The following is a 15,669-nucleotide window of genomic DNA, read 5'->3' on the forward strand; positions in this document are numbered from 1 at the left end:
CCTTTTCTGTGTGTATATTTTGGCATGCTTTCAGCTTATTCGTTCAGCTTAAAATGCAGGTTCTACAGCACCTTGATAACGTTCTTTGATGAACGTTTTAACTTCTTCAGAATGCAGAGCTGCAGCCAGTTTCTTGATCGCATCTGCATCTTTGTTATCTTCACGGGATACAAGGATGTTTGCATAAGGGTTACCTTGCAGATCCTCAATCAGCAGCGCATCCTTCTCTGGGTTCAGATTGGCTTCCAGCGCGTAGTTGGCGTTAATGAATACCAGGTCAGCTTCATCCAGTTGGCGAGGCATCATGGCTGCATCCAACTCAATAATATTCAGGTTTCTCGGATTGGCTGTGATATCTTGAAGATTGGAAGTGATATTTTTGTCGTCTTTCAGCGTGATAAGTCCTTCTTTCGCAAGCAGCAACAGTGCACGACCACCGTTCGATGGGTCATTAGGTATGGCTACTTTGGCGCCATCTTTCAGTTCATCCAAAGACTTAATTTTTTTGGAGTAGCCAGCAAATGGCTCAACATGCACAGGTGTTACAGCAACGAGGTGGAAACCACGTTCTTTGTTCTCTGTATCCAGGTAAGGCTGGTGTTGGAAAAAGTTTGCATCCAGCTGTTTGTCCTCAAGTTGTTGGTTCGGTTGAACATAATCATTGAACGTCACGATTTGCAAGCGAATGCCTTCTGCTTCGAGCTCAGGTTTGATGCTTTCCAAAATTTCCGCATGTGGTGTAGGTGATGCTCCCACTTTCAATTCCACGGTGCGCGGTGCGCCTCCGGCATTGTCTGCGCCGCTGTCGGAATCCTTATTGTTTCCGCAAGCTGCAAGAACCGCAATCAACATAATACTGAGTAGAGCAATAGACCATTTTTTCATGTGTAAAACCCCTTCTCCAATAAATTTTTTTGCATGTTCCGTTATTTCACAATAAACACGAACATAACGCAACATTGCTGTCTATGTGTTATTTCCTGGTGAACCATTTAACCAACCGATCGCCAGCCATCTGAAGCACTTGCACCAGTATGACCATAAATACAACGGCTATAATCATAATTTCATTTTGATAACGGTAGTATCCGTAATTGATGGCCAATGTTCCCAGACCTCCACCACCAACCATTCCCGCCATTGCCGTGTAGGAAACAAGGGTAACGATCGTAATGGTGATCCCGGCTAGCAGACCCGGCAATGCCTCTGGCAGAAGCACACGCCGTACAATCTGTCCGGTTGAAGCTCCCATCGCCTGTGCCGCTTCAATGACGCCACGATCCACTTCACGCAGTGTAGTTTCCACCAACCGAGCAAAGTATGGAGCTGCAGCAATGACGAGCGGTGGTATAACGCCCAATACACCTGTAGCTGTGCCAACCAGTGAACGCGTAAACGGAATGAGTGCAACAATCAGAATGATAAATGGCACCGATCGCAAAATGTTTACGATAAACGATAGTACAGTGTACACCACTTGAGACTGGATTGAGGCCGACCTTGCCGTCATGAAAAGCAATACGCCTAGCGGCAAACCAATAATGATCGTGAACAGGCCCGATGCCCCCAGGATCTGCAGTGTTTCAATTGAAGCCTTACCGATTTCTTCCCAACGTACCGTTGAAAAATCCATTTAACGAAGCACCTCCACATCAAGTCCCTGATCCATTAACTCATGAATGGTGAGATTAATCTCATCCGACTGCCCCTCAAACCGAACAGTCAGCTGTCCATAGGGAACTTGCTTGATCGTTGAAATGGTGCCTTGCAAGATGGCGAAATCCACTCCTGTTTTGCGAACCGTTCTGGACAAAATCGCCTCATATGTTTTATCGCCCAGGAAGGATATTTTTACAAGCTTAGAAGATCCGTCCGTCTGCAATGAAACACCCGCACTCGCCAGAGCAGTCTCTTCCAATGCAATTCCCACCTCATGGTCACGCATCATAAAGTCACGCGTAATTGCATGCTGCGGCTTGAGGAATACTTCCGTCACCGGCCCTTGCTCCACGATGCCTCCTTGATGGATAACCGCCACCTGATCACAGATATTCTGGATCACGTGCATCTCATGGGTGATTAGAACAATCGTGAGGTTATACTTTTCATTGATATCCAGCAATAACTTCAGAATCGAATCCGTTGTCTGGGGATCAAGTGCCGATGTGGCCTCATCACACAGCAGCACGGTTGGATCGCTCGCGAGTGCTCTCGCAATACCCACCCTTTGCTTCTGTCCGCCTGACAGTTGGGCCGGATATTTATTGCTGTGGTCCTCCAGTCCAACCAATGCGAGCATTTCCTTCACTTTGCGATCTATTGCATCCTTGGGTGTATTGACCAGTTTTAAAGGAAAAGCGACATTGTCGTACACCGTAGCCGAGGATAACAAGTTAAAGTGCTGAAAGATCATGCCGATCTTGCGCCGTTGTTGTTGCAAATCGGTCTTGCCCAGACGGGTTAGATTGATCCCATCAACCCAAACCTCGCCTGCCGTCGGTCTTTCGAGCAAATTGATACAACGGATCAATGTGCTCTTGCCTGCACCGGAATGACCGATAACTCCGAATATTTCACCTTTACCGATATTCAAATTCAGGTCCGACAAGGCCGTCGTACTTTTAGCACCTTTACCGTACGTCTTGGTTAAACCTTTTAATTCAATCAAAATTACTACTCCTTCCCACTACCTACATGTATCTTTACCCGAATGAAAGGAAAACTCCCCTTGGTCGTACAAAAAAGAGCCCCTTTTGCAGAAACAAAAAGGGCTCTTCACGTGAAAGATTATACCTTCTCATCTGCCAAAATCGTGCCTTGCACCATTTTGTAGGAATTAGCACCTAACATCTATAAAGTATGACACAGCTGTCATGCAGTTATAAATCGGTTGCCGGGCTTCATCGGGCCTGTCCCTCCGCCGCTCTCGATAAGAAATATTTAATTTATAAGTTCAGTAGTTATAATGTTAATGTCATAAATGTTAATTCCATCTAACTGTCGATCAGGAACTCAGTATAATCCAAGTATTCCGATTTGTCAAAGGCAAATATTGCAATCCAATCACCTCGCAGGGTGGTTCATTCCCTGCTTATGCCACTTCTCGTTGATGTAGCCATACGCTGCTTTTAATGTCTTACATACCATATCTACACCTTGGCGGAGTTCCAAAAGATGCTGATCCAGGTCCTCCAGCTTCACTTTCCCTTGCAAAGTCTGGTGCAGCTGCCACAGATCATCCTGCATTTCGGAGTTCATATAATGAATCTCCATGTTTCGTCGTTTGCGCAATTTGCTCATCGGCTCACGGTAGGAGTCCTTGATCTGGATCAGCTCGTTGGCAAGATCATGATGCAGCTTATCATAGCCAAACTGTCTTAATACGGTGAAATAAGAAAAATGAATTTTAACATTGGTTGTATTCAGCTCAAATATTTCATTCAACACCGTACCTAACTTATCCAGAATGGCAAAACATCGGATGAAACCATCCTTGTAAAAGTAAACGTAACGGGCATACTCCGCTTTTTCTGGTATGGTCATATCATCCGTAAAGCCCGCTTTGACTTTTTGACGAAAATGGGAAGCAGCAAAACAGCTTTGCTCCAGTTCATCCAACGAGGAGATGAGTCCCTGGGTCCACACATACAGTTTACGAAAATCATGGGCAGGATCATGGTCCACATGCATTTGTCGCTGAAATAGCTCAAGCGTACCAGCCATCGCCTCCATTGCTTCCTTGAGTATGCCTTCGTTTTGACGCGGTAATTCACCCAGCAACGTTCGCAGCATATATAGCCTCCTCTATCCACTCTGCAGATCATCAAAATAATAATAATTTATAATATTAAACAAAATCGGAATGAGAGTAAACGTATGACCGCTGCTTACATTAGGTTGCCCTGACTCGCCTGACATCAAACAAAGTTCACCTGTCCAATGATGTACATCATCGGATGGTGAACTTCACTGGATTCATCCCCTGAACGACAATAATTCGGATATATTAGAAACGGTTAACGGGCCGATGCAACTTGTACACCAGGAAACTCATATAGGTTAATACACCGAACAAAATGGCAATATCGAGCATATGCGCCAACGCCACAAACATATACACTTCCGGGCGGTTCATCGTAAGCATTAGTCCAAAACCAATGACCACTTGCAACAAAACCAGCACAACAGAAATAACGCCGAGCGCTCTTAATTCCGTGTTATCCGGATGTTTGCGATACGCAAAATGACCGAGAATGGCAATGACGATCACTAATGAAACAGCCGCCACCCGGTGAGCAAAAGCAACAGCTACGCCTCCCGAGAGTTCGGGAATAATCTGCCCGTTACAGAGTGGAAAACCTGAACAGCCGCCAGCAGAATCCGTATGGCTCACAAAGGCCCCAGTATATACCACGAGGTACGTATAGATTGTGGAAAACCATACCAGATTACGAAAACCTTTGCTGACCCGCGGGTATCGATTCAATCGTTCCAATCCACCGTGGCGAGCCTCCTGCCGAATACCGAGCGCCATCATCAAGGAGCTGGCAAAAGCGATTAAGGCAAATCCGAAATGCAGTGCCATGACTGCGGATGATTGGGAGAATACAACGGCAAAAGCCCCCATGATTCCCTGGACAATAACAAACACCAGCGTTAGAAAGGAAAACAATTGCAGGTCTCTGCGTGATTTGCCAAACCGCAAGAAGGCTACAAATGAGGCAATGGACAACAGTCCTGCCAGTGCGCTAACCGCGCGATGGGAAAATTCAATAAGTGAGGCTACAGTGTGTGCTGGCACAAGTTTTCCGTTACATAAAGGCCATTCCGCGCCGCAGCCAAGACCCGATTCCGTTCGAGTTACAACGCCTCCGCCAAATGTGGCCAGAAACATGACAAGACAGGTTAATACGGTTAACCATTTAAACAAGGTTAAGTGCTTCAATTTTTTCTCACCCGCTGTTGGTTTAAGATGGCGAAGAACTACATTCTCCGCTTGATTCGATACTTTGACACTTATTTCACAACTAAATTCATTATACCGGATAAATGTGTCATTGACGCCGCGCTTTGTGACAAAATGTTAACGTCTGTCGAAAAGTTGACCCACAGGTCATCATCAAATATGTACATCACTACACGATAGTTTCTCCCGGAAATGATGAAAATACAAACGCCACTTCCCTATTTCAAGAGAAATGGCGTTCCTTTAATTATAACCTTTAACATGGTGAACCTGTCATACTTTATTTATGAATCGTGTTATACACCTCAACTGCCCGCTGCAGGAATTGTTCAATCTCTTCTCTCGACTTGCGCAGTTTGTTCACATAACGAACGAGTTCCCGGCCATCTGTGTAAGCTACAAAGCTGGGAATGCCAAGTATATTTTGTTCTTCACTCACCGTACCCACCTGATCCACATCGACTTCAATCAACGTTAGGTCACGTGAAAACTTCTCTTCAACTTCAGGCATAAAGGGATCGATGAACTTGCAATCACCACACCAATCTGCCTTAAATACCGCTACAGTTAAATGTGGAGATTGAATTGCCACATCAAATTCCGGTTTGGATGTAATCTTTTCCATTATCAATATCATCCTTTCTATACCTTGTCTTATCCTCTTAGTGAAGCAAATTGCGGAGTGGAAGTCAAATATTCAGCGCATACTGATATCAACAGTTTATAAAACTCAACCATAACCCGAATTTCAGGAAAGGATGTCATGCCATGACTTCCGTTAAAACGGATTCTTCCGAGTCTGCCCATCACGGGTCGATCATGCAGATGGTTCGATCCATTCCCGGTGCGGCCCGGGAAGTGTGGCGGGGAAAACAGGCCGCCTGGCAGGCTTCAAACCAGCTTCGTCATCCCTCGCGAGACATGGATTGGGACTCCGACATGGCTGCAGCCTTGCAAGCTGAAGTGGAGCGTCTGTTGCCCGGGAACGAGAATGCTTTTGCACGAAATACGCTTAGTGCACTGGTTTGTGAAGAGGATTGCATCATTCTGGAAGAGATCAAGACATTAACGCAAGAAAACAATCGAAGTAATATCACTCGCACAGCGGCATATCTGGAATGTTATGAACAGTATCCGGAGCTGCATTGGGCTTTACTGGCCCATATGGTCTCCCGCAACGGCGGATATCATATGACTGATCTTCAGAGTGACCTTATGCACAATCTGCAAAATCAAACAGACCGTGAACACATGTATCGACTACTGGAGCGATGCAATGCACTCATTTTTCAGGATGCTTACCCCCAGCTCCTGTTGTACATGAACAGCCGCCGACTTGGCCGGAGTTGTTTTCATTTGCTGTCCCATTTTCATATATCGGCGTTCATGACGCCGTTCTGGGAACGATTTTGGCTGGAGCGATGCAGCTCACTGCTGAGTGTGGCGTTAATTATTAATGAGCAGAACTATATTGAGAGCCGGGTGGTGCAGCATCCTTATTTTCAAAAACAAGTGCTGTCCAAATCCGCATTCCATCTGCATAATCTGGCTGGGCTGAATCATATTGTATTTCCACTGGGACAGAGAAAAGGTCTTGCAGGCCGGGTAATTGAGCATTTTGGCAAGCTGGATGAGCGGATTATGTTTGGCAAAGGCTTATATGCGATGCTATTCGGAGTGGAACACGTTTTCACACAAGTGTTAGAGTTTGCGCGCTCGGTTCCCCACCGTGGCTCACGTGCTGAATACTGGCCTGGTCTGTTCACCGCTCATAAAGATGAAGCCGGAGAAGCGGAGCTCTATAGCCAGGAACTGCTGGATCAAGAATGGTTAGCAGAAGGACAACGGTTATATAGTCCTGAATTGCTGGCGGTATGGGGTGATACGCCGTATGAACCGATTACAAGGCAGGATTGGCTGCAAAATCGCGATTGTCTCGGTCATCTCACGATCCCGCGCCGCCCCTGGCTGTTCGAAATGAGCCATGAACACCGGTATGGCATGCTGAAGACTGCATTGGCGCATGATGCCAAAACCTTTACGCATTAAAACAATTCTTCATTATAGATCGAAATGGTTCAAAATCGTCTATATCTTATACCTGCGAGCGAAAAAATTAAATAAAGCCACTGTGGATATAAGGAACGATGCTATCGATTGAAAAGACCCATACTTTATTCGCTGTCGACTATCGACGCTTCCCGTTTGTATGGAATACCTCATTACAAAAAAGCCCTGTCCGCTATGGAAGCAGACAGAGCTTGTACTAAGTTTTAAACAGATAACAAAGTGTGAATTGTGGGTTGAACAGGTTATCCACGTTGCCCGGCTCGACGCTGTAGACGCATGAGCGGACGGAGTATCTTTTGCAAAATACGAGGGTAACTGCCCAGCTCGTCCTTGCGCAACACACGCAGAACGACCATGAGTACCAGATACACAACAACCACAAGAGCACCGACAAACAGACAGGTAACAAGGAAAGATACACGTGTTGGCAGGAATAAATCAAAGATGGAGTTCCCGGCCCAGTTCGCGGCAAAACCAACACCCGCCGCGAGCAGCACGGTAATAATGAATCCTTTCCAGCGATCACCCATAATCGAGAAATCAACAATTTTCCGAAGCACCCGCAAATTGAGGTACGTTATGACCAGGAAACACAATGCGGTCGCAATAATAATCCCGTAAATGCCAAAGATTGGAGCGAGGATCAGACTCGCCACGAGTTTGACTACGATCCCTGCTGCCACGCTGATCATGGTGATCCGTGGTTTGCCTACCCCAAGCAAAATGGAGTTGGTGGTCATCATTGTAATTTGGAAAATCGTACCGAACGTCAGCAATGTAATGATTGGTGTCCCGTCTGGACTGGTGAACAGCAATCCGTTAACGGAATACGCCGCCGCACACAGTGCAATGACAATCGGCATTCCTGTCAAAATTGAAATGCGCAAAGCAAGCGTCACCTGATTTTTCAGATGGACTTCATCCTTGCGTGCAAAAGCTGCCGAAATGACAGGCACCAAGGATTGACTCAGTGCGATAGCCAGAATTGGCGGAATACCTGCAATACTTTGGGCCTTCGCACCGAGAATGGCAAGTACGCCTGTCGCTTCCTCCAGACCAATACGTCCGCTGAGCAGCGGAACTACCAGAGATGAATCAATAAAGTTGATTGCCGGAACAGCGAGTGAAGACAACACAATCGGAATTGAAAGTTTGAAAATATCACTGTAGATGCCCCGCATGGGCAGTTGCTCCACACGCTCGTAATTCAATTGCGCTGCACGGTCATTTTTTCGCAGCTTCAAGGTGAAGTACAACATGACGCCAAAAGCGCCAATGCTTCCGAATACACCCCCAAATGAAGCCCCAGCAGCAATCGTTTGATCATCGTAATTCCATTGCAGCATAACAAACGCCACGATGATTGCTGTACCTACGCGTGCAAACTGTTCCACAATTTGTGAAATGCCACCTGCCGTCATGTTGCCGCGACCCTGGAAATATCCACGCATCATGGCGATGGCTGGAAAGAGCAGCAGCGCTGGAGCCAAGGCACGAATGGCGCTCACGGATTCCGGTACTTTGGATACGTACGTCGCATAATAAGGTGCCGCGAACCACAATAAAGCAGACATGACTACACCGGCTACAGCCGCAAAGATCAGGGCTGCACGGTAGATTTGTTGTGCTTCGCCTGCGCGTCCCAGCGCATAGCGTTCCGACACCATTTTGCTAAGTGTACTCGGTATGCCCGCCGTTGCGACGGTTAACAGCATTAAATATACCGTATTGGAGATGGTAAACGATGCGTTACCGATATCGCCGAGGATATGCTCCAGCGGCACCCGTTGAACCAATCCGAGCACCCTTGCGATCAGCGCAGCTGCCGCCAGAATGAGCGTACCCTTAATAAATGTTTCTTTCTTAGACAAGCCAATTCCCCTTCTTTCCCCCACACGGACATGCATCCAGATGAAGCCGCTATTGAACGTCTATGCGAATCTTACCACCCAGATAATAAACAGAACAATCATGACGATTTGCAAAATAATTTTCATCACGGTGCTCGTAAACAGCCCCACCACGGAACCAAATCCGACTTTGGACGCTTTGGCAGGTGAAGACCCTCCGATCAGTTCCCCGATAAAAGCACCGATAAACGGCCCCAGTACCAGGCCGAACGCCGGAATGACAAATGGGCCAATGATAACACCAATCGTACTGAGTGTCGTCGATAATTTGGACCCGCCGAATTTCTTCACGCCCCAAGCACTGACGACATAATCAGCGACAAACAGCACCACTACAATCAAAATCTGGAAGATCCAGAACCACACACCGAACGGATCAAAGCTGAAGAACCAGCCATAGACCAGAAACGCGAAGAAAATCGCTACAGCACCAGGCAGTATGGGATATACCGTTCCGGCCATCCCCACCGCAAACAGCAGTACAATCAAAATCCAGCCAACGGTTGCGAGCAAAGGTTATTCCCCCTTCAAAATATGTTCACGGATGACTTCGACAATGCCATCTTCGTTGTTGCTCGCTACAATCAGGTCAGCCGCTTCCTTCACCTGCTCCTGCGCATTGCCCATGGCAACACCAAGACCCACAGCTTCAATAACAGCCAGATCATTCAGGCTGTCTCCGACAGCAACCACTTCGGACATCTCGATACCTAGCAGCTTGCAGACTTCGGCTACGCCGCTCGCTTTCGAAATGCCTGCAGGGTTAATTTCAATATTGACGGGTGAGGAATTCGTCATTTGAAGACCTCCCAGCTGCTGCAATTCCATCATGATCTGGTGACGGACTTCATCCACCTCTGTATTGAAGCCAAATTTCAGCCATTCCAGACCTTCAATATTGTCCGTCCAGCGATCACGGTTGAACAGCTCTTCCACGGAGTATGCCCAGTACCAGCTATTATATTTTTCGCCAATCTCCTGCATTTTGCGGATCAATGCCGGATCCATCAGATGGCGCATATGCAGATCATGCGGAGCTTTCCATACTTCACTGCCATTAACCGTAACCATCGGGGTCTCCAGCCCAAGCTGTACCGCATAAGGCATCGCATGAAACACGGCTCTTCCTGTTGAAAGGCACACATGCACTCCCCGGCGAATGGCGATCTGAATCCATTTGGCGGTTTCCTGTGTGATTTCATGATTATCGTTAAGCAATGTTCCATCCATATCGAGTGCAAGCAATTTGTATTTTAGTTCACTCATGTTGTATTTCCTCCTCAGTTGTCTCTCTACTTCTCCCTATCCAACATACTCTCACAAAAAGATCGCCCGGCATCCCGCGAATGCGGATGCTCCGGACGTCACAGCTAACGATATTTTACCACAGATCGTTGACCAGCAACAAAGTGACCCGCAATGTGGATGAACCTTCACACCCGGACAGAAAAACGCTGGGAATTCTCCGGCTTTCAGTTCATACGAACACTCGCATACTATAAACTCAGGCACAGGCTCCAACATTCTACATTCGACACAGCACATTTTTTTGTATTGTATAATTTTCTGAACAAAAAAACGGTCCATCCCCTACAGGATGAACCGCTTTTAGCTTAATCTTTGTCATTCTGCCTGTTCCAGAATGGTACGGCTCTTTGAACCGGCAGCAGCGACTTCGGCGTATCTTGGGTTAACGGATAGAGACGGGTCGCATACCCCGCAGCCAAGATTAGCCATCATCCCCTGTCCGCTCTTCTATCTGGCTTGGATACTACAAACAAGGATTGGGACATCAAATCCATTGTTTGTTTGTATACGGTATGTGCTGCATTTACATCACCAAGGAACCCGCCCATATACAGGTGGATTACACCGTGCAGTGATGCCCATATCGTGCTGACAAGAGTCCCGGTCTCTTCCTGGTCCGAAATCTGTCCTTGCTGCTGGGCGGTGCTGATTAGAATCAGTAAACGGCGTATGGCGGTCATCGTTCCCTGCATACTCTCTGCATCCGGCTTAAACTCGGCAAAAGCCCCTCCGAACATCAGCTTGTAGTAGCTGGTATAATCCTGCCCGAACTGCCAGAAGGCTTCGCCCAAATCCAGCAAGTGCTGTAATAGGTCAGAGGACAGCGGCACTTCTTCAAAACGCCGGGCCAGCAATTTGCAGCCCTCCAGATACAGCTGCTGGGCCAGGCCTTCTTTATTGACAAACAAACTGTAAATGATCTTGGTGGAGCAGCCCATCTTTTGCGATACTCCGCGCACGGTGACGGCTTCTGGCCCTTCTTCCTGCAGAATGGCTGCAGCCGCATCAACCACAAGCTTACGGAGATTTTCCGTATTTTGCAGACGGGCTTCCTGATATGTTTTTAATCCCCGCCCCCTGGATGGTGAGGGCTTGTCTTCATTACGGATAAGGATCACCTTCATTCGGTTATCACGTTACTGACCAGCAACAGAGTTGCCGGCTTCTAACAGGCATTCTAACCATTTGCAGAAAGGTTGTCAATAAAGCCCTCACGCTGAAAAAAACATTTGACACATGTGTATCTTTTTGGTTACTATGATTCACATAGGAAACAGTGTTACCGATATGGCTTTACGCCATCTTTTTTTCGAGATTTCAGTAACACTGTTTCTAATAGAAAACATTGTTAAAAAAGGGCAGAAATCATGAATATTAAAGGGAAACAGTACGTTGTTCCGGGACTCCGGAATTACCTGGGTGCCCAGATTTCCCGATTCATGACCCGCAGACAAAGTCTGCGGCTGGTTGGGGGCATGCTTCGCCCCCGCAAACAATATTAGGAGGATTACTAATGTCAACAGAACAAAAACAACGCAAACGATCCACTGGTCAACAAATTCGTAGATGGAGCCTGGCCCTGCTCGGGGTTATTGTGCTGGGAATCGCTGTATTTCTGCTGATGCCCGCCCCGGTGGAACCTGCTGCTTGGTCTGCACCTGCTGCCCCTTCTTTTGAGAAGGATGGCCCCTGGAAAGAGAACAACAAACTTAGCTCCGCTGAATTGGTTACAGACCGCGCGAAGTTCCCGGAATTTATCACTTTCGATACAGAAGGGCGGCTGTATACGGGTGACTCCGACGGCAAAATTTACAGAGTGGCCTTTGACGCGGAGGGCAAGGCACAGCCAGCCGAAGTGTTCGCCGATACCCACGGAACACCTAACGGACTGAAATTTGATGCTGCCGGGAATTTGATTGTGACGGATATTCAGAAAGGGCTGCTGTCAGTTGACCCGAAAGGGAATATCGAAGTACTCACCACTGAAGTTGATGGAGGGCCGATCTACCTGGCGAACGAGCTGGACATTGCGCAAGACGGATCGATTTATTTTTCCGATACCTCTAACTATGGCAAGGTCATGTTCAAAGAAATTGCCGAGAACAAGCCGCATGGACGATTGTTGAAATATGATCCGCTGACCAAGCAGACGACTGTTCTGCTTAAGGATTTATATTTTGCCAATGGGGTCGTATTATCTGCCGAAGAAGATTTCGTGCTTGTAGCCGAATCGTATCATTATCAGTTGACCCGCTACTGGCTGAAGGGGCCCAAACAAGGCACCTCTGATATTTTTGCGGAGAATCTGGCTGGGTTTCCGGACAATATCACCCGTGACGCACAGGGACACTTCTGGGTGGGGGTATTCACAACCCGTCTGCCTTTTGCCGATTACATGCATAGTCACCCTTGGTTAGCAGCGACGATGTCCAAAGTTCCACAGTCCTTGTTAAATGGAGCCAGCGCACCGGTGAAACATGGACTTGTCGCAGAATATGGACCAGAAGGAGAACTTGTGAATAGCTGGCACGATCCTGAGGGAACATTGTATGGCATCACCACGGCCGTAAGCCAGGGGAAATATTTATATCTCGGAACCGCACCGGGAGGAAGTCAAGGGGTTCATCGGGTGCTTTTGAAACCGTAAGGTTTGGTTATAATTCATCTACCTCATTGCCACCTTTAGGCATCCCAATAGCAGCTCACTCCGGCAGGAGGAGCTGCTATTGGGATTGGGTGGATCTTAAGTCTTTATGAATTAACGTGCTGCGAATTTGCGACGAGCATAACGGAACACAATACCGTGCTTTGGAGACAGCAACAGAGCCAGCACAAACAGAATACCTGCTACGGCAACCATACATCCTGCAATGGAAGCATCCAGCGCGTAAGCCATGATGTAGCCTCCAACCGAGGAAGCGGCTCCCACGAGCACGCTGTACAGAATCATTTTGCCCAGTCGATCCGTGAGCAGGTAAGCCGTCGCCGCAGGTACAATCAACATGCCCACCACGAGAATGGACCCTACACTTTCAAATGAAGCCACAGAGGTCATGGAAACGAGCCCCATAAGCAGATAGTGAAACAGCACCACCGGAATGCCGCAGGCCGCAGCCAGCGCCGGATCAAAAGCACACAACTTGAACTGCTTGTAGAACAACCCGATTACAAGGAGGATAACCAGCAAGGTGATACCCAGCATCCAGACCGCCCTTGGGCCTACATCTGTCCCTCCAAGGGTTAGAGTATCCCACTGCACATAAGCGATCTCACCGAATAACACACAATCGAGATCCAAGTCTATATGTTGGGCGTTCAAACTAATCAAAATGACACCCACTGCGAATAGTGCTGTAAATACAATCCCGATGGAAGCATCAGACGATAGTCCTCCAGCCTGCAAGCTTTGAATGAAGAACACCGTCAGTAATCCAAATACGGTTGCGCCGAGCAGCATCCACAGAGAGTCACGTGAACCGCTCCACAGGAAGGCAATGGCAATACCCGGAAGAACCGCATGACTGATCGCATCTCCTACCAGAGCCATTCGCCTTAAAATCAGGAAACAGCCGAGAATGGCACAGGCGGAGGATACCAAGATAGCCGTCAATATAATCCAAAACGTTGCCATTACAGCTCACCCCGTTCCTGCTGTGCCCGCTGTGCGGAGATTGTCTGGAGCGTGGCACGCTCTTCTCTCAGATAAGCGGATTTCGCCTGAATGCTGCGTAAACGCCGAGCCAGCAATCCACGACGTGGAGCCAGCAATGCAGAACCGGCAAACAACACTGTAGCTGCCAGAACCGTTACAGGTCCAGTTGGCAGATTAGGCACCAGTGTGCTGAAGATGGTACCTGTCGCACCACTCAGAGCGCCAAACACACCTGCCAGCAGCACCATAAGTGCGAGTGAATCGGTCCAGCACCGTGCTGCTGCTGCCGGTGTCACCAGCAGAGCGGCTACAAGTACCACCCCAACCGCCTGAATCCCTGCAACAACGGCGATAACAGTCAACAGCAGAATCAGTTGTTCCAGCATGGCGACTGGCAACCCCATCCCCCGTGCAAATCCCGGATCAAAGCTCACCAGCTTGAATTCCTTGAACCATGCAAGACAAGCAATCAATAATACCAGACAGACACTGCCCATGACGTACACATCCGTCATCACCATGGATGCGGCCTGACCAAACAAATATTTATCCAGTCCACTCTGACTGCCGCTTGCACCGTGCTGAATCCGAGTAAGCATCACTACGCCAATACCGAAAAATACGGTCAGCACAATCCCCATCGCCGCATCTTGCTTAATCCGGGAATAGCGTGTAATCCACGATATGCCGAAGGTTGCAACAATCCCGGCGACAAGTGCGCCGAACAAAAATAATCCGACCGATTTGGTTTCAGTTAACATAAACGCGATACAAATCCCCGGGAGGGCTGCATGAGCCAGTGTATCTCCCATCAGACTTTGACGACGCAAAAATGTGAATGAGCCAATAATTCCACTACTGAATCCGAGCAGCAGACAGCCAAGCAATATCCAGCGTGTATTGGGATCGGACAAAATGGCTACTATCCAGTTCCACATGGACTACACCTGACCTTTCTCCGTCCGGCTTCCGATCATCGCAATCCGGCCTCCGTACGTCTCTTGCAATGTTTCCGGTACAAACACTTCACTCGTCGGTCCACCTGCAACCAGCCGTCCATTGAGCAGCAGCACATGGTCAAAATATTCCTCTACTGTCGCCAGATCATGGTGAACAACCAGTACGGTCTTTCCTTGCTTCTTCAACTGTTCCAAAAGTGAAATGATGGCTTTTTCCGTTGTGGCATCCACACCTGCAAACGGCTCATCCATGAAATACAGATCGGCATCCTGTACCAGTGCCCGTGCCAGAAAGACACGCTGCTGCTGTCCGCCGGACAGCTGGCTGATCTGGCGATGCATATAATCTCCCATTCCCACTTGCTCCAGGCAGTGTGCGGCCAGATCCCGTTCTTTTTTGCCTGGACGACGGAACCAGCCCAGATGCCCATAACGGCCCATCATGACAACATCAAGCGCATGAGTCGGGAAATCCCAATCGACAGATTCCCGCTGAGGGACATAGCCAATTCGACGCCGTTGTTCACGGTAGGATTGACCGAAAATTCGGACCTCGCCGTGCATTTTAGGCACCAGCCCCAGAACCGCTTTGATCAGGGTCGATTTCCCGGCTCCATTGGGACCGAGTATACCGATCAGCTGGCCTTCAGGAATATCAAAGGACACCCCGCTAAGTACCGGCTTTTTATGATAGGCCACCGCCAGATCCCGAACACTCAGAGGAGCTGATGTTGGCTGCGTTCCTTGCAATTGATTAGGATTCGTATGTGTGTTGGATCTTTCGAATAAGGTTGCATCGCTCAT

17 protein-coding genes and 1 riboswitch are annotated in these 15,669 nt (G+C 48.1%); of the genes, 3 read left to right on the forward strand and 14 right to left on the reverse strand.

Annotation, left to right across the window (positions count from 1 at the left end; translation table 11 throughout):
* Window positions 1-48 precede the first annotated feature (48 nt).
* The 6 genes from JNUCC31_RS09145 to JNUCC31_RS09170 form a co-directional block, all read right to left on the reverse strand.
* A complete protein-coding gene (locus JNUCC31_RS09145; protein WP_192270637.1) occupies window positions 49-885 on the reverse strand; it encodes a MetQ/NlpA family ABC transporter substrate-binding protein in 837 nt (278 codons plus the stop codon).
* A gap of 88 nt (window positions 886-973) precedes the next feature.
* A complete protein-coding gene (locus tag JNUCC31_RS09150) occupies window positions 974-1,633 on the reverse strand; it encodes a methionine ABC transporter permease (RefSeq protein ID WP_192270638.1) in 660 nt (219 codons plus the stop codon).
* On the reverse strand, window positions 1,634-2,668 hold the full coding sequence (locus tag JNUCC31_RS09155; RefSeq protein ID WP_192270639.1) for a methionine ABC transporter ATP-binding protein: 1,035 nt from the start codon (window positions 2,666-2,668) through the stop codon (window positions 1,634-1,636).
* A 126-nt stretch (window positions 2,669-2,794) separates the two neighbouring features.
* Window positions 2,795-2,936: riboswitch (SAM riboswitch) on the reverse strand.
* A 127-nt stretch (window positions 2,937-3,063) separates the two neighbouring features.
* A complete protein-coding gene (locus JNUCC31_RS09160; protein WP_192270640.1) occupies window positions 3,064-3,792 on the reverse strand; it encodes a Cthe_2314 family HEPN domain-containing protein in 729 nt (242 codons plus the stop codon).
* 214 nt (window positions 3,793-4,006) lie between these two features.
* A complete protein-coding gene (locus JNUCC31_RS09165) occupies window positions 4,007-4,930 on the reverse strand; it encodes a COX15/CtaA family protein (protein ID WP_267132505.1) in 924 nt (307 codons plus the stop codon).
* A 316-nt stretch (window positions 4,931-5,246) separates the two neighbouring features.
* Complete coding sequence (locus tag JNUCC31_RS09170) at window positions 5,247-5,591, reverse strand: thioredoxin family protein (RefSeq protein ID WP_192270644.1); 345 nt, start codon at window positions 5,589-5,591, stop codon at window positions 5,247-5,249.
* A gap of 143 nt (window positions 5,592-5,734) precedes the next feature.
* Between JNUCC31_RS09170 and JNUCC31_RS09175 the strand changes: the two genes are divergently transcribed.
* Window positions 5,735-7,015, forward strand: a complete 1,281-nt coding sequence (locus JNUCC31_RS09175; RefSeq protein ID WP_192270646.1) for a DUF2515 family protein — start codon at window positions 5,735-5,737, stop codon at window positions 7,013-7,015.
* Between the two features lie 263 nt (window positions 7,016-7,278).
* Here the strand turns inward: JNUCC31_RS09175 and JNUCC31_RS09180 are convergent, their stop codons facing one another.
* From JNUCC31_RS09180 to JNUCC31_RS09200, 5 genes are all read right to left on the reverse strand, one after another.
* Window positions 7,279-8,907, reverse strand: a complete 1,629-nt coding sequence (locus tag JNUCC31_RS09180; RefSeq protein WP_192270648.1) for a putative polysaccharide biosynthesis protein — start codon at window positions 8,905-8,907, stop codon at window positions 7,279-7,281.
* A gap of 60 nt (window positions 8,908-8,967) precedes the next feature.
* Entirely contained in the window at window positions 8,968-9,459 is a 492-nt protein-coding gene (locus JNUCC31_RS09185) for a DUF456 domain-containing protein (RefSeq protein WP_488656256.1), read from the reverse strand.
* Between the two features lie 3 nt (window positions 9,460-9,462).
* Complete coding sequence (locus tag JNUCC31_RS09190; RefSeq protein ID WP_192270650.1) at window positions 9,463-10,212, reverse strand: Cof-type HAD-IIB family hydrolase; 750 nt, start codon at window positions 10,210-10,212, stop codon at window positions 9,463-9,465.
* 347 nt (window positions 10,213-10,559) lie between these two features.
* Window positions 10,560-10,673 (reverse strand): sugar phosphate nucleotidyltransferase, encoded by a 114-nt coding sequence (locus JNUCC31_RS33785; RefSeq protein WP_416234389.1) that lies wholly within the window; start codon window positions 10,671-10,673, stop codon window positions 10,560-10,562.
* Between the two features lie 9 nt (window positions 10,674-10,682).
* Window positions 10,683-11,378, reverse strand: a complete 696-nt coding sequence (locus JNUCC31_RS09200) for a TetR/AcrR family transcriptional regulator (protein ID WP_192270652.1) — start codon at window positions 11,376-11,378, stop codon at window positions 10,683-10,685.
* A gap of 243 nt (window positions 11,379-11,621) precedes the next feature.
* Here JNUCC31_RS09200 and JNUCC31_RS33790 point away from each other — a divergent pair, with 243 nt between their 5' ends.
* Complete coding sequence (locus tag JNUCC31_RS33790) at window positions 11,622-11,756, forward strand: hypothetical protein (RefSeq protein ID WP_267132507.1); 135 nt, start codon at window positions 11,622-11,624, stop codon at window positions 11,754-11,756.
* A gap of 11 nt (window positions 11,757-11,767) precedes the next feature.
* On the forward strand, window positions 11,768-12,901 hold the full coding sequence (locus JNUCC31_RS09210; protein ID WP_192270654.1) for an SMP-30/gluconolactonase/LRE family protein: 1,134 nt from the start codon (window positions 11,768-11,770) through the stop codon (window positions 12,899-12,901).
* 111 nt (window positions 12,902-13,012) lie between these two features.
* Here JNUCC31_RS09210 and JNUCC31_RS09215 read toward each other — a convergent pair whose 3' ends face one another.
* Genes JNUCC31_RS09215 through JNUCC31_RS09225 form a run of 3 tightly spaced genes read right to left on the reverse strand, consistent with a single transcriptional unit; the run spans window position 13,013 to window position 15,669 of the window.
* Window positions 13,013-13,885 carry a metal ABC transporter permease gene (locus JNUCC31_RS09215; protein WP_090904530.1) on the reverse strand — a complete coding sequence of 291 codons (873 nt, stop codon included), beginning with the start codon at window positions 13,883-13,885 and terminating at the stop codon, window positions 13,013-13,015.
* Window positions 13,885-14,844 (reverse strand): metal ABC transporter permease, encoded by a 960-nt coding sequence (locus tag JNUCC31_RS09220; protein ID WP_192270657.1) that lies wholly within the window; start codon window positions 14,842-14,844, stop codon window positions 13,885-13,887. Before JNUCC31_RS09220 ends, JNUCC31_RS09215 begins: the two co-directional genes overlap by 1 nt.
* Before the next feature lie 3 nt (window positions 14,845-14,847).
* The gene (locus tag JNUCC31_RS09225) at window positions 14,848-15,669 is read right to left on the reverse strand and encodes a metal ABC transporter ATP-binding protein (protein ID WP_228469591.1); all 822 of its coding nucleotides are present in this window, start codon (window positions 15,667-15,669) and stop codon (window positions 14,848-14,850) included.

Source organism: Paenibacillus sp. JNUCC-31, from assembly GCF_014844075.1.
In the GTDB taxonomy this organism is placed as follows: Bacteria; Bacillota; Bacilli; order Paenibacillales; family Paenibacillaceae; genus Paenibacillus.